The organism is bacterium (assembly GCA_035549195.1).
Lineage (GTDB): Bacteria > Oederibacteriota > Muellerivitia > Muellerivitales > Muellerivitaceae > DASZRK01.
The window spans coordinates 14,570-28,719 of sequence record DASZRK010000072.1 but is presented as its reverse complement, the minus strand read 5'-3'; the positions used below and the strand labels follow the sequence as shown (position 1 = coordinate 28,719).

Below are 14,150 nucleotides of genomic sequence, written 5' to 3'. Positions count from 1 at the left end.
GGGTCCTCGTTGGGGTAGGCGTGTTGGTCGGGGTCCGGGTGAAGGTGGGGGTGCGGGTGTTCGTCGGGGTCGGAGTCGGCGTCGAGGTCGGGGTGTTCGTGGGGGTGGGAGTGTTGCAAATGCCCCCCGGCGTATCGGTGGGTACGGGGGTGTTGGAACTGAAAAAAGGTCCACCCGGATAACCATAGGCGTCCGCCTGGTCGAAACCATAGGCCACGGCCCCAAAAGGGAAAGCGGAGTGGAGGTGATGGGAACCGGGCAGGACCGACACCTGGACACCGTAGTAGGGACCGCCGTTGATGGGGCTGTAGAACCCGGCCGCGATGGCGGTCCCGTCCAGGGTGACCGAGCCGGGGTGGTTGGTGACGATATTCTCGTAGTTGTTCGCGAAGGACGTCACGGGGGCGGGCAGGAGATAGTCCTGGTCGAACTCGCTCACGGGTGGGATGGAGATCATAGCCGGGTCGGCGTTATAGGCCGTCACTCCGCTATCCTGGGTCCCCCCATCGGAGAAATGGACCACATAGACCGGATGATTGGAGGAGATGTAGAGGGGTCCGGTGGCGGTCTGATCATTGGACCATCCTTTTTGGAGGGGGATGAGGGGGGAACCGTTCACGGTCACGGTCGTCGCGGCGGAGGCGGAGATGATGCGGACCGTGTCCTGGGCCCGGGTGGCCATGTTCATCAGCGCGAACTGGGTTCCCCAGTAGGGCAGGGGCCAGAATTCCTCCACGAGATGGTTGCAGGAAGGGACCCCCGCGGGGACGAAGTCGCAGATGTGTCCCCCGAAGACCGCGATGGGCCGGTCGGAGGAAATGGAGGTGCCGGTCAGGTCGTCGGGGACCGTGGGGCCCTGGAGTTGGTAGACCTCCCCTTGCTGGAGGAGGACGGCGTAGGCAACGCTGCCGGTATGGCCGGCGACGGTGGTGAGGGGGGTGATGGAAACATGGGTGCAATCCTGGGTGGCCACCACGGAGAATTCGGTGCTGAGGAGGGAATTGCCGCTATAGATCTCGTTCTTGTAGGAACCGACCATGTAGTCGGTTCCGAGGGCCTCGACCGGAAGGCCCGTGTAGCCGTCGCTGGCGTATTGGACCTGGTTCAAACCATAAAGGGCGATGGGGTTGGCGGCATTCACATGGATGCCCAGGTTCGAGACGGCGTCCGAGAATTTGGCCTCGGCGGTGGGCGGAACACTGAATTGGGTGACGGATCCCGCCGCTACCGTGAAGGCCTGGGAATACCCCAGGCCCGGGATGGTGACCGAACCCGAATTGTCCGTGGAACTGGCGATGATGAACTGGAGGGTCACCGGGTATGTGGACGAACCGTTCCCTTGGGGGAAGGTGACCCAAAAATCCCTTCCTTGGGAGGTGATGGCGGCGCCCAAGGGAGAGGTCAGTAGTAAATAAAGAAGGAAGGGCCGGAGGGGTATGGGCCGGTGAAAGAACATGCTTTCCTAACGGCCGGAAAGACGGAACCTAAAAGGGAAAAGGTCGTTAAACCGCTGGAAAATGAAAGGGCGGACCAGGGCATGGCCCGCCCTTGAGCTGGAAGGACTATTGATCCTTCTCGGCGGGGAGATCCTTTTCGATATTGTCCAGCATCTTGTTCAATTGATCCACTTGGTCCTGGGTCAGGCCCTTCCGGGAGTTCTTTTGTAAGTCCCGGTCCAGGGTTTGACGGAAATCATTCTCCTTATGGTTCATGAAGACCTTTTGTGGGCCCTTGAACTTCGTCCTTTTCATGCGTTCCTTCAATCCGTCGAAACGCTTGTTCAGATCGTCGGGGCCGATCCAGGGGGAATCCTTTTCGGACTTAGTTTCGGGCTTGGAAGATCCTTCTTCAACGACGTCCGCTTTGATCTTCTTGGTGTCCTTTCCTTCCCGTTCTTTCTCCGAGCCGTCTTTGTTTTGATCCTCGCCCAAGTGCTTTCCCTGGTCTTTGTGCTGGCCTTGGTCATTCCCCTGGGGGCCCTCGGAAAGGGCATCCTTTTCATGGTCCTTGCCGAGGTTCCCTTGGCCCTGGCCCCAACCTTTATGGAGTCCATGATCCCCTTGATTCCCGTGGTCATGATCGGGCCCTTGAGCCGGAGGAGCAGGGACCGGGGTGAAGCTGGGAGTCGGGGCCGGTGGGACCGGGGTGAAGCTGGGGGGCGGGGCCGGTGGGACGGGGGTTGCCGTGGGTTGGGAAGGTCGACCCCAGACAGGCTTTTGGTGGACGGGGGTGGGGGTCGGGTGCAAAAGGGCAGCCTTGACCGGTCGTCCATCCCAATATTTATGGCTGAAAGTGGGGGAGGATGCCGGAAGCTTCGTGGGAGCCGCCGAATAGGTCTTTTGGTACTGTCCCCAGGAATGGAAACGGTCCCCGGACCAACGGCGGTCCTGGTATTGGGAGCGGAACTTGAGGTAGCGATAGTTGTCATCCACCATGGAGGAGAGCTCTTCCATCTGCTCGCGGGTCAAGTCGAGGCCGCCGTTCCTGTTGTAGTCGTCCCATTCGGCCTCCCGGATGACCCGGATACGGGCCCGCAGTTCGGCGACCTGGGCCTGGTTCAGGGAGCCGTTGGCCCCGCCATCCTCCACCATGGCCTCCTGCTCGACCAACTGGTGGTGAAGGACCGCGATATAGAGCCTGCGGTCCGGGGCGTAGTTGAAGTTATAGTTCCATCCTCCCTGGAAGGCGTCGGCCCATTGGGACTGCCGGGTCAAGGCGTCGTTCAACGCGGTTTGATTGTCGTTCAAGAGGATCCCGAGGAAACGGGTCTGCGGGGCGGTCAGGTCCATGGTTTGCCCACCCTCGGGGTTCTGGTATTGCCAGGCCAGTTGGCGGACCAAGGCGATGTTGTCCGAAAGGGCCTGGGCGACGGGACGGACCAGCCGGTCCTGCTGGACGGCATCCCCGATCTGTTGGTCCTGGAAATTGGCCCGGCGCTCGATGAGGTGGTAGTTCGGGAAGGGGTCCTGCACGACCTGCCACTTGAGGCCGCAACCCTGGAGTGCCAAGGCCAGCAGACCGAGGGCATAAAGGGATAGGGACCGGACGCGGATATTTTTCATGGATCATCCTCGTAATCGGAGTGGGGCGGCTTCTTATTGTAGGACGGACCGGCTGGAAAGAGGGTTGCGATAGGCCATCAAAAAAGATCCGGGGGAAGGATGGGCCCGCAAAAACCCTTTAATATCGCCCGATCTGTTGGAACTGGGGATCAGAGCAATCCCTTTTGTGTCCAGCCGAATTTTTTCTTGCCCTGTTCCATGCACTGGTCGAAGAGGGCCTTGGTCCGAAGGAAGGAGTACCGTTCGTCGGCGGCCTTGGAGGCATAGGGCTCCTTTTCCACCACGGCCGCGATGAGGAATCGGGCCTTGGTGGAGGCCAGCTTGGCCAGCCAATCCACGTAATCGTTCTCGATGGAAAGGTTCCGGCCGAAACGGCCGGCGTATTCCTCGACCTTCTCGTCGTTGAGCATGGCTTGGCAGAGAAGCGCCCACAGCAGGTTGCGGGCCCGGCGCATATAGGCGTATTTTTTCTCACCCTTCTCCATGATCTCCCGGATGAGGCGGGTGAGGCGGTAGTGGACCTTGTAGCAAAGGAGGACCTTGCGGGAATCCGCCTGGAGCCTTTCGGGGCTGAAGACCTTGTCGTAGTCCTTTTCCTCCTCGAAGACCTCCTGGAGACGGCCCATCCGGTCCACCTCGCCATCGGAGGCCAGGAAGGTCTGGGCCAGCTTGAGCATCTCCACCGCCTTGGCCTCCTTGATCTCCATTTCCTCCAGGTCCTCGGGGGTGAGGTTGGAGAAGGCCTTCTCCTGGCGTTCGTAATAGACCCCCAGGTCCTCCCGGAGCTTGTCCTGTAGTTCCAACTGGATCATGTCATTGGCGTGCAGGTTCCAGGGCTTGACCGGGTTCTGGCGGTTGTTGTTGATGGCCACTTCCAACACGAACTCATTACGGGCATCGGTGATGATCTTGCACAGGACCCAGAGGTCCTGCAGGGCCCCCTCTTTCTCCTTCAAAAGGGGGTCCCCGGCGTGGTCCCTGAGGAAACGGTCCAGGGTGGTGATGGTCTGGGCCCCGTTGAGGAGACGGGGCTCGGTGAGGATGAATTCGTCCTTTTCCTTGTCGATCCGCTCGGCGAAAAGGGTCACCCCGTTGTGATGGAAGGCGAAGACCGCCGGATCCGCATCCCCTTTCAGGACCAGTTTTTCCAGGGCCTCATAGACCGACCGGTTGGTGGCAGCGTCCTCGGAGAGACTGGCCCGGATGTTGCGTTCGAAGAAGCGGTAGTTCATCTCCTGGAACATGGAATGAAGGTCGATGAGGCGCACGAACCCCAGTTCCATGATCTCGCCCCCGGGGCCGGTCCGCTCCAGGGTTTCGGCCACATGCAGGGGATAGCGGTGGGTGACCCGTTGGTGGGCGATGGCCCCCACCTTCTGGGTCTGGGCGGAGAGGAACTGGAAGATCAGGGTGACGGGCCTTCCGAAGAAGCGGTCGATGAGGTATTTCTTGCTCTCCAGGTCCTCCCGCAGTTTTTCGTAGACCATGCTGTGCTCGGCTTCCTGGGGATCGCCGTTGAAGACCAGGTGGATGAAGACCCGGTCGATGGCGCCCTGGTAATGGAGCATCTGGCTTTTCAACTGCAGGAAGAACTGTTCCTCCTGGATCCCGGGAGGGGCCTGCCCGAAGACCCGGTCCATGCCCACCTCCACCAGGCGCTGGTAGGGCACGCGGAAAAGGATGGGGGCTTGGGACCAGCGGAACTGGAAAAGATAAAGGTTCTTCAGTTGGGGGTCGACGTGGAAGGCGTCCACGCCATAGTCGTTGCGGCCCCAGAAGATCCGTTGGGCCGCCTCCTCGCGGGTGAGCTTGAATTCCTTCTCCAGGTAGAGGAGGGCGAAAGCGTTATCGGGGACGGTGCCGGGTGTTTCTTGGAAGGACAGGACGACGGCGTCGATGTCGGCTTGAGCGATGGTGATCATGCGATCCTCCCCTCCCATTCATACTATCACCATAGGAAGAGGGAACGGATCGGGGAAGGTTAAATCCGGGGAAAACGAAGGCCTAGTTGGAGCGGCCCATCTGTTGCTTGAGCTTTTCGGCCAAAAGATACTTCATCAAACGGTCCATGTCCTCGCGGTTCACGGCGAGGATCCGCACGCCCGCGTTGTATTTGGTCTTGCCCAGCTCGAAGAAAGAGCCGGAGCGCATGACCTCGGTCAGGAAGGTGACCGGCACGTTGTATTGGGGAAGGAGCATGGAGACCTCGACGTGCTGGCCCTGGGCGAAGGGCTGGTCCCCCATGACGGAAAGCCCGCCCTCGGAAATGTCCCGGGTGACCGCGTTGTAGACCTGGAATTTTTGGGAGAGCGCGGGGAGATGCTCGGCCTTGGTCTCGCTATAACGGGATTGGGACAGGGCCGAATGGCCTTCCTGTTGGTTGAGGACGCGGTAAGTGACCTTGAGGGTGGCGTTCACCCTTTCGTGCCGCCGCTGTTCCATATAGCCGTTCTGAAAACTCATGAGGATCCTTGATCCGCAGGATTGATGCCGCCAGTTTACTCTTTTTGGCGGAAGCGGGCTATCGACCCTTGTCCCCTATTTTTGGCCCAAATCCCCTTGCCTTCAAAGCGAGCCTTGCCTCAGACTGGGTCCGTTCCTTTCTTGGTCCTTCTTTGTTCCGTTCCGCTTTCCAGCCGTCATCCGCACCGGCCGTGAATCCGCCCTAAGGGGTAGCGACCATGTCCAACCTCCGCTCTTACGGCCCTCCACCTTTTCGCGTCGCGGTCCTGCACGGGGGCCCGGGCGTCAGCGGCGAAATGGCGCCGGTGGCCCAGGAACTTTCCGCCGATCGGGGGGTCCTCGAGCCGCTCCAGACCCGGGACAACCTGGATGGCCAGGTGGAGGAGTTGCGGACCGCCCTGGACAGTCACGGGGACGATCCTTTCACCCTGATCGGCTATTCCTGGGGCGCCTGGCTGGGCTGGATCCTGGCCTCCCGGCATCCTTCCTTGGTGCGGAAATTGGTGCTGGTCTCCAGCGGGCCCTTCGAGGACCATTACGCCTCGCAAGTGCAGGAGAACCGTTTGAAGCGCTTGAGCCGGGAGGAGCAGGCCGAGGTGAGGAAATTGAGCCAGAAGATGGAGGATCCCAACGCCTTTGCCCGTTTCGGGGAGATCATGGCCCGCACGGATTTCTACGATCCCATTCCGGTCAATCCGGAAGGCATCCAATTGAGCCCCGACATCTATCAGGGGGTTTGGCCCGAGGCCAAGGGATTGCGCAAGAGCGGGGAACTGCTCCAAATGGGCGGAAGGATCCAATGCCCGGTGGTGGCGGTCCATGGGGACCATGATCCCCATCCCGCGGACGGCGTCCGGGAACCCTTGGCCCGCGTGCTGCGGGAGTTCCGTTTCGTCCTTTTGGAACGGTGCGGTCATACGCCCTGGATGGAGAAATACGCCCGGGACCGGTTCTTCGAGCTTTTGGGGGAAGAGATCGATAGGTGATCCCCGTCCGGGCCCCAGAGGGGCGCTAGCGGTCGGAGAGCACGTCCTGTAGCAGGGCCCGGCCGTCCTTCATGTCGGACCCGATATGCCAGAACATGACGCCGCCCAACTTTTTCTTCCTGGCGTATTCCAGCTTCAGGCGGATGGACCGGGGGTCCTCGAAGCTGACGGTGGCCTTGCCTCCCCGGATCCTTTCCAGATAGGGGACCCCGGCTTTTTCGTCCCAGAACTTGCGGTAGTCGGGATCCTTTTCCAGGTCCGGGACCTGGGACGCAGGATAACCACCCATATCGCCTTCCTTCAGGGTACCAAGCTTTTCCCCCAGGTGTTGGGTCGGGAACTTCATGGCCCAGAAAACGAGCCCCAGGACGATCTTGCGGGACGGGACCCGGTGATGGTCCAGCAGGTTGCGGACCAGTCCATCCACGTTCATCTCACCCTTTCCCGAGGTGCGGTCGGAAGGATAAAGGTTGGTCTGGTGGGCGGAGTGCCCCATCCAGGGACCCGCCAGGGGATAGGTCATGAGGTTCACGAAGTCGACCTTCTTCACCAAGTCCCTCCAGGGGACATGGGCCACCCATTGGTCGCCCGCCATGAGGGCGGTCGTCAGGGTCCAACGGGGGAACCTTTGGTGGATGGCGGTCATTAAGCGAAGGTAGAGGCCCGCTTCCTGGTCGTTGATCGGGCTGGGTTCCCAGTCGATATCCACGCCGTCCCAGCCGCGGCCCCCGACCTCCCGATCCAATTGATCCAGGAACTTTTGGGTCTTGGCCGGGTCGGCGGCGATGGCCTTCCAGTTGGTATTCCCGGCCGATTCACCGCCGATGGAGGCCAGCAACTTCACCCCGTGCTTTTTGGCGTTCTCGGCCAGGAGGGGGTCGAAGAAACGGGGTGGGATCCTCAGGGAGCCATCGGCATTGGGTTCCAGGAAAGCCCGGGCCAGATGGGTGAGGTTTTCCCAGTGGTATTGGGCGGGAGGGACCTTGTCGTCGTACCACTCGGCCGAATAGCCGAGCACCACGAGGCGGGACCTGGCTTGGGCGAGGGCGGGCCAGAGGACCAGCAAGAGAAGGGCGATGAGGATCAATAACTTCAAGCAGGGTCCTTGGTCGGGGGTGGCTTATTTTATGCCCGAAGGGCATTGGTTCTAAAAGGATTTGACTACAATGGCACCGGAAATATCGTTGAACCGGATCGGACAATGAAAAACAGGAACCTTCCCAAGGCTGTCGCGCTTTTTGGCGCCCTTCTTTTCTTCTCTTGCGGGCCGAGGGTCTCCTTGAACCGCCAGGTTCCGGGTCCCAAGCCGCCGCAAGCTTCCGATTTTCATCCCCTTCCACCCTCCCACCCGGGCCGGGTCCGGCTGGCCTTCGTGGGGGACATCAATCTTGGCCGGCACGTGACCGAATGGATCGATGCCCGGGGGGATGCCTGGCTCCTGGAGGCCTGCAAACCCTGGTTGGACGACTCGGACCTGGCGGTGGCCAACCTGGAATGCGCGGTGGGGGAGGGCGGGGCTGAATACACCAAGAAGTCCGTTTATTTGAAGGCCCGCCCGAAGGATCTGGACGCTCTCTCCTTGGGCGGCATCGGCTTGGTCACCCTGGCGAACAATCACATATTGGATTACGGACCGGAGGTGCTGGACCAAACCATCCAGGGCCTGGACGAACGGGGGATCCAGCATACGGGCATCACCGAAGCGGGCCAGCGCCAGCCGACGGTCTATGTGAAGCTCCAGGGAACGACGGTGGCTTTTTTAGGGTTCTGTTCCGTCTGTCCGGGCGCCTTCGAGGCGAACGGTAAAAGGCCGGGCGTGGAGCCGGCCATGGCCTCGGTCATGGTGCCGCAAGTGAAGCGGGCCAAGCGGCAGGCGGATTTCGTGGTCGTGTTGGTCCATTGGGGGCGGGAATATTACGGGGCCAACGCCCTCCAGAAAAGGCTTTCCAAGGCCTTGGCCGGGGCCGGGGCGGACCTGGTCATCGGGTCCCATCCCCATGTGCTCCAGGGGGTGGAAAGGATCGACAAGACCCTGGTGGCCTATAGCCTGGGGAATTTCCTGTTCGACATGAAATATCCCGTCTGCCGGAACAGTTGTGTGCTTCGGGTGGATCTCGAAAAGGGAAAGGAACCCAAATGGAAAGCCTTCCCGATGGACCTAAGCCACGACAGGCCGGAACCCTTGGCGGAATCCCTACGCCAAGCCAAGCTCATCCAAAGGATCCTGAAAGAAGGTTATGAATATCATGGGGTGCGCAGCAAACCAGTATCGTTCGCAGAACCCTAAAACACCCCCCGGAAGGGGTCCACATGCTCGGAATCGAGCATGACCTTGAGGCCGATCCTCCCGATGAAGACCTGGGTGGTGCCTTGCCAGGCGATCAGGTGGTCTAACCCCTCCGCGTAGAGGAACCAGCCTTGGGCGTCGCCCAGGGGCATGTCCAACCCGACCCCCAAACGCATGCAGAAGAGGGCATCGAAGCTCTTGCTATAGAAGTTCGAGTTGGGTGGAGGCGGGTCCTGGTCCACCACCATGTCCATTCCCGCGCCCAGCAGGAGATAGGGGACCGTGTTGAACCTTTGGTGGATCCGGTCGTATTTGGGGTCCGTATACCAGCGCAAATTGACGGTGATGGAAACGTCGTCGGTGGGAAGCACGTAGAGGACCGTGGCGGGGTTCGAAGAGGAAGGGTGCAGGGGAACGGCCACTTCCTGGTTGGGCATGGTGTAATAATCCAGGCCCCAAAGCCCGTCCAGGTTCTCGCCGATGCCGATCCCCAGCCCCAGGCCGGCCGACGGAGCCGGGCTCCCGTTGCCCAGGAATCCATTCACGGCTCCCGCGCCCACGTTCCCCATCAGGCTGAAATTCGGGAATTCGGCAGGCTGGCCCTTACCGAGGACAGGGAGCAGGAAAAAGAGGGCGGTGAAGACCGATCGGACCCTTAACGGAAGGGAAGAAAGTTCCATGGCCCGATTATGGGCCAAAAGGAATGGCTTGAAAAGACCGGGCGGCGCCGGGCAGGACGCCGCTTAGGGGGGATCCTCAAAAGGACCTATCGCATTGTGGGCAGACAAAGCGGGCGGCGAACCAATGGCCGTCGGCCCGCGCGTAGTCGGGGAAGAATTCCGCTTCCATGGCCGTCCCGCACTCGGGGCACTGGAACCCGTTCTTCAGGCCCAGGTCCTGTTCCAGGCGGGGCGCTCCTTTGCGGTCATTCTCGACCACGAGCCGGTAGGAAGTGGTCTGGCCCGACTGGCCCGGGGTCTTGAGCAGGTCCTTGATCTTGCCCAACACCTGGCGCGGGGTGTAGAAGCCCTTCACGGTGTAGTCATTGGCCCCCATGTCCATGGCCTTTTTCACATCGCGAGGTTCGCCCAGGACGGAAAAGATGATGATGGGGATGTCCTTGGTCTGTTCGCTGCGGCGGGCCTTTTCCAGGACCCGGAAACCGTCCAAGATGGGCAACCCAAGGTCGAGGAGGACGACCCCCGGTTTTTGGGTGATGATCATTTCCCAGGCTTCCTCGCCGTTGGTGGCCTCCAGGACCTGGTAACCGTCCTGTTCCAGGACATCCCGGTAGACCCGGCGGAATCCCTTCTGGTCCTCGGCGATCAGGATGGTCCCCTTATGGACCACGGGGACCGGGTCCTTGGGGGCGCTCCTCTCGATGTCCTCGATGGTCAAGATCATGGCATCCTCCTTTTGGAATTTGTTCTTAAGAAGGGCAAAGAGGATGCCAAAAAAAACCTTGTTATCCGGCAGGGCGGAACTTGGAAAGGGGTAATCCGGGGGAGTTTCGGGTCGTTTTTACCCAGGAAGGATCAGAAGGTCTTCCCACAGCTCCCACAGGTGAAGTGGGCGGTGAACCAGTGCCCCTCGTTCTTGACGTAATCGGGGAAGAGTTCCAGGAGCATCTCCTTACCACAATGGGGGCAGAGGAAGCCTTTGGCCAGGCCGATCTCGGTCTGAAGGAGGGAGGCGTCCTCATGGGTGGTCTCCATCTTCAATTTATAGGAATGGTGGGGTTTGGGGACTTCCGACTGGGTGATGAGGCCTCGGACCTTGCTGAGGATCTGGCGCGGGGTATAGAAACCTTTGACCGTATAGTCATTGGCGCCCAATTCGAGCCCTTTTTTAACGTCCTTTTGCTCCCCCAGGACCGAAAAGATGATCACGGGGATCTTGGCGGTGGCGGGGTTCGCCCGGACCCTCTTGAGGACCTCGAACCCGTCGATCTTGGGAAGGCCCAGGTCGAGCAGGATCAGATGGGGCTTGTGGGCGTTGACCATTTCCAGGCCTTGTTCGCCGTCCTGGGCCTCCAGGACCTCGTAGCCGTCGTTCTTCAGGACGTCGTGGTAGATGCGGCGGAACCCCGGTTGGTCCTCCACGATCAGGATCGTTCCTTTGGACATTTTCAGCTCCTTATCAAGGGTAGTTTGATCCGGAAGGTGGATCCCTTCCCGCGCTCCGAAGACACCGAAATGACGGCATTCTGCAGGTCGAGGAACCTTTTGGCGATATAAAGGCCCAAACCCGCTCCCGATCGTCCCGCTTCAGGGCCCAACACACGGGATTTATTGAAGAGCCCCTTCAAAGTGGGGTCATCCATACCAACGCCCGTATCGGCGATCTCGACCACACCAAAGCCTTCCTCGATCCCCCACGATAAAGAGATGGAACCGTGGTCCGTCCATTTAAAGGCGTTGTTGAGTATGTTGCGCAAGGCTTCCACCGTTTTGTTGCGGTCCACGAGGACCCGGATGTCCTGGTCCGGTCCGTGGAAAAGGAATTCCAATCCCTTTTCCCGGATGAAGTCCGCGTAATCCCTCGCCGTTAATTCTACAATCTGGCGGATGGGTTCCGGTTGTAAATCCGCCTGGAGGACCCCTCTTTCGATCTTGGAGAGGCTCAACAGGTCGGAAATTAGGCGATAATTCTCCTCGCCGATGCTCCGCATCTCGGTCAGGTATTCCCTTTGGGAGGGGGTGATCTCCCCGGTCAATCCCTCCAGCATGTTCTCGATGAAGCCGTTGACCTGCGCCACGGGGGTCTTGAGCTGATGGGACACCACGGATATCAGGTCGTCCTTCAGTTCCTCCAGCTGTTTACGGTCCGTGATGTCCCGGAGGATCGAGGTGAAGAAGAGCCCTCCGGGGGTCCGAGAGGAAAAATAAGAGATCTCGGCGGGGAACTGGCTCCCGTCCTTCCTTTGGCCGGTCAATTCCAGGATCCGGCCCGGGAGGGTGGGATCCCCGGTCGAGAAGTAGCGGAGGATCAACTCTTTGTTCCCCTCCCAGGAAGCCGGGGACATCAAGAGGGCGATGGGTTTGCCGCGTACCTCGTCGGACGTATAACCGAGCAACCGTTCGGCGGAAGGATTGAAGAAAACGATCCGGCCCGCCGCGTCGGCGGAAATGATGCCGTCATTGGCCGATTCGGCCAAGGCCCGGAACCTTTCTTCGCTCTCCCGCAAGGCGCTCGCGGCCTCCTTTTGTTCCGTGATGTTCTCGATGATGGCCAGGCGGAAAAGGGGTTCGTCCTGCGGGTCCCGGATCGTGGAAGCGGAGACCTTGCACCAGAGGACCTCCCCTTTCAGGTCCACGAACCTCTTTTCCAGTTCATATTTCGGGAGTAAGCGGTCGAAGAGTTTTTCATCCAACGCCTTTTCGGTCCCCGCGTCCTCCGGGGCCGTGTAACGGTAGAAAGGGTGCCCGAGGAGGTCCCGTTTGGGGATGCCCAGCATGTCGGCGAAGGCCCGGTTGGCGTTGACCAGGGTGCCGTCCTTGAGGGAGAGGATCATTCCAATGGGGCCTTCCTCGAAGATGTTCCGGAAGAATTCCTCCCGTTCCCGGAGGGACTCGGTGGACCTTTTCTGCTGGGTGATGTCCATGAGGGCCGAAAGCCCGAACTTGATGCGTCCTTTTTCGCCCACGATCGGGGCGCCCCAGACCTCCAGTGAGATGACCTCGTTCCCCCGGCGGAGTTCCAGGTCGTCCCGATGGGTCCTCTCGCCGGCCAAGGCACGGCTGGAGGGAAGTTCCTGGTCGGGCATGGGTTGGGCGCCGCCGACCTGGTAAAGGTCACGGATCAGGTCCGGATAGCGGATGGTGGAAGGAAGGGCCTCGCTCCCGATGCGGAAGAGTTCCTTGGCCTTCCGGTTCACGAAATAGACCCCGCCGTTGGGCTCGCGCACCAGGACCGCCACCGGAATGGCGTCCAGGAACTGGAACAGACGGTGCTCGTTGGCCAGGAGGGTCTTGATGAAGAACTTCCGTTCGGTGATGTCCCGCAGAACGACCGTGAAGTAGGCCCCGTTCTGGGAAGTCCAGTGGGAGACGGTCCCTTCCAGGGGGAAACGGGTCCCGTCCTTTTTCTGCCCGGTCATCTCCAAGGTCCGGGTCCCGACGGTCTCGGCCAGGAGCCCATCGATGGCGCCGACGGCCTCGGCGTCCGAGGCCCGGAGTATCCCGGAAATAGGGAGCCCGAGGAGCTCGCTCTCGGATGCCCCGAATAATTCCTGGGCCCCGAGGTTCAGGTCGATGATGTGCCCCTTTTCATCGGCGATCAGGAAGGCGTCGTGGGCCGCTTCGGAAAGGAAACGGAATTTCTCCTCGCTGGAACGCAGGGAGGCCAAGAGGGCCTGTTTTTCCCGCATTTGCCGATCGATCAGGAAAGAGGCAAGACCGAAGAGCAGAAGGACCCCCACCCCTCCGACGGCCAGGAAGCGCAGTTCCTTGCGGTTGTTCAGCTCCTCGAAGGCCTTTCGGGTCTTCAAGAACCAGATCTGGGTACCGATCATCTGCGTGGTCAGGGACTTGATCTCCTGGTCCCGCGTCTTTTCAGATCTTTCCTGCAGGAGGGCCAGGGCCCGGTCCGACCGCCCCGCCGCCACATCGTCCAAGCCGTCCTGGATGGAATCAAGTTTTTGCCCGATGAGGGTCTCCCAGCGCCCCATTTCCTTCCCCAAGAGGGGTTCCTCGGGAGGGGTTCTTTCGGTCCGATCGAGGTCCTTTCGGAGGGCCTGGAGCTGGGAAAGGCAGGTTTCCTTGTAACGGGTTTGGTGGGTCAGGAGATAGCTGAGGTAATTGGCCTGGGCCTCGGTCAGGTCCGAATAGGTCCTTTGGAGCCGGTGGATGGTGGAATGGGTCCGGTCCAGCCAGGAACTGTCGTCCTCCAAGCGATGGAGGTTGAAAAGGACGAAGCCTCCCAGAAGAAGGGAAAAAAGAAGGAAAGAACCTAAGATCATTTTGAGCTTGGAGCTCATGGGCCGCCTTGGCGGATGGCTTCGACCCTCCTAGGGTAGCCTCAAAGGGTTGCCGGTGGAAAGGCGAGGTGCGGGCTGGGAAGAAGTAAGGTCCGGTTTCGTTGAATTTTTGGCTGGTTTCGGCCTTCTCAGCTTCCCCCAAGTCCTCCAAACGCTCCGGTCCAAGTTGCGGTATTGAATGCAAAGACCCGTTCCTCGCCTTGAGGCTCGTCACAGGCCGGCCCTCGGGAACCAGGATGGGATCAGTTGCGCCAAACGCTCCGGTCCAAGTTGCGGTATTGAATGGCCTCCGTCCCATTTCCTTGAAATGGGGCGGCCAAGACCCGTTCCTCGCCTTGAGGGCTCGTCACAGGCCGGCCCTCGGGAACCAGGAT

General features: G+C 60.4%; 11 protein-coding genes. 2 read left to right on the top strand and 9 right to left on the bottom strand.

Annotation, left to right across the window (positions count from 1 at the left end; genetic code table 11):
- The 4 genes from VHE12_12465 to VHE12_12450 form a co-directional block, all read right to left on the bottom strand.
- The coding region (locus VHE12_12465; protein HVZ81594.1) for an IgGFc-binding protein at nt 1-1,456 on the bottom strand (1,456 nt) is incomplete at its 3' end.
- 106 nt (nt 1,457-1,562) lie between these two features.
- Entirely contained in the window at nt 1,563-3,062 is a 1,500-nt protein-coding gene (locus VHE12_12460) for a hypothetical protein (protein ID HVZ81593.1), read from the bottom strand.
- Between the two features lie 149 nt (nt 3,063-3,211).
- Complete coding sequence (locus VHE12_12455; GenBank protein HVZ81592.1) at nt 3,212-4,984, bottom strand: AIPR family protein; 1,773 nt, start codon at nt 4,982-4,984, stop codon at nt 3,212-3,214.
- 82 nt (nt 4,985-5,066) lie between these two features.
- Nucleotides 5,067-5,525, bottom strand: coding sequence for a PilZ domain-containing protein (locus VHE12_12450; GenBank protein ID HVZ81591.1), 459 nt, complete (start codon nt 5,523-5,525; stop codon nt 5,067-5,069).
- Between the two features lie 218 nt (nt 5,526-5,743).
- Between VHE12_12450 and VHE12_12445 the strand changes: the two genes are divergently transcribed.
- Nucleotides 5,744-6,511 carry an alpha/beta hydrolase gene (locus VHE12_12445; GenBank protein HVZ81590.1) on the top strand — a complete coding sequence of 256 codons (768 nt, stop codon included), beginning with the start codon at nt 5,744-5,746 and terminating at the stop codon, nt 6,509-6,511.
- A 25-nt stretch (nt 6,512-6,536) separates the two neighbouring features.
- Here VHE12_12445 and VHE12_12440 read toward each other — a convergent pair whose 3' ends face one another.
- Entirely contained in the window at nt 6,537-7,607 is a 1,071-nt protein-coding gene (locus VHE12_12440; protein HVZ81589.1) for a glycoside hydrolase family 18 protein, read from the bottom strand.
- 183 nt (nt 7,608-7,790) lie between these two features.
- Between VHE12_12440 and VHE12_12435 the strand changes: the two genes are divergently transcribed.
- Entirely contained in the window at nt 7,791-8,798 is a 1,008-nt protein-coding gene (locus tag VHE12_12435; GenBank protein HVZ81588.1) for a CapA family protein, read from the top strand.
- On the opposite strand, the gene VHE12_12430 is transcribed toward VHE12_12435, so the two are convergent.
- The 4 genes from VHE12_12430 to VHE12_12415 form a co-directional block, all read right to left on the bottom strand.
- A complete protein-coding gene (locus tag VHE12_12430) occupies nt 8,795-9,478 on the bottom strand; it encodes a hypothetical protein (protein ID HVZ81587.1) in 684 nt (227 codons plus the stop codon). The two genes, VHE12_12435 and VHE12_12430, sit on opposite strands and share 4 nt — an antisense overlap.
- A 76-nt stretch (nt 9,479-9,554) precedes the next feature.
- Nucleotides 9,555-10,202 (bottom strand): response regulator, encoded by a 648-nt coding sequence (locus tag VHE12_12425; GenBank protein ID HVZ81586.1) that lies wholly within the window; start codon nt 10,200-10,202, stop codon nt 9,555-9,557.
- 131 nt (nt 10,203-10,333) lie between these two features.
- A complete protein-coding gene (locus VHE12_12420; protein HVZ81585.1) occupies nt 10,334-10,924 on the bottom strand; it encodes a response regulator in 591 nt (196 codons plus the stop codon).
- A gap of 2 nt (nt 10,925-10,926) precedes the next feature.
- Entirely contained in the window at nt 10,927-13,776 is a 2,850-nt protein-coding gene (locus tag VHE12_12415) for a PAS domain S-box protein (GenBank protein HVZ81584.1), read from the bottom strand.
- Nucleotides 13,777-14,150 lie beyond the last annotated feature (374 nt).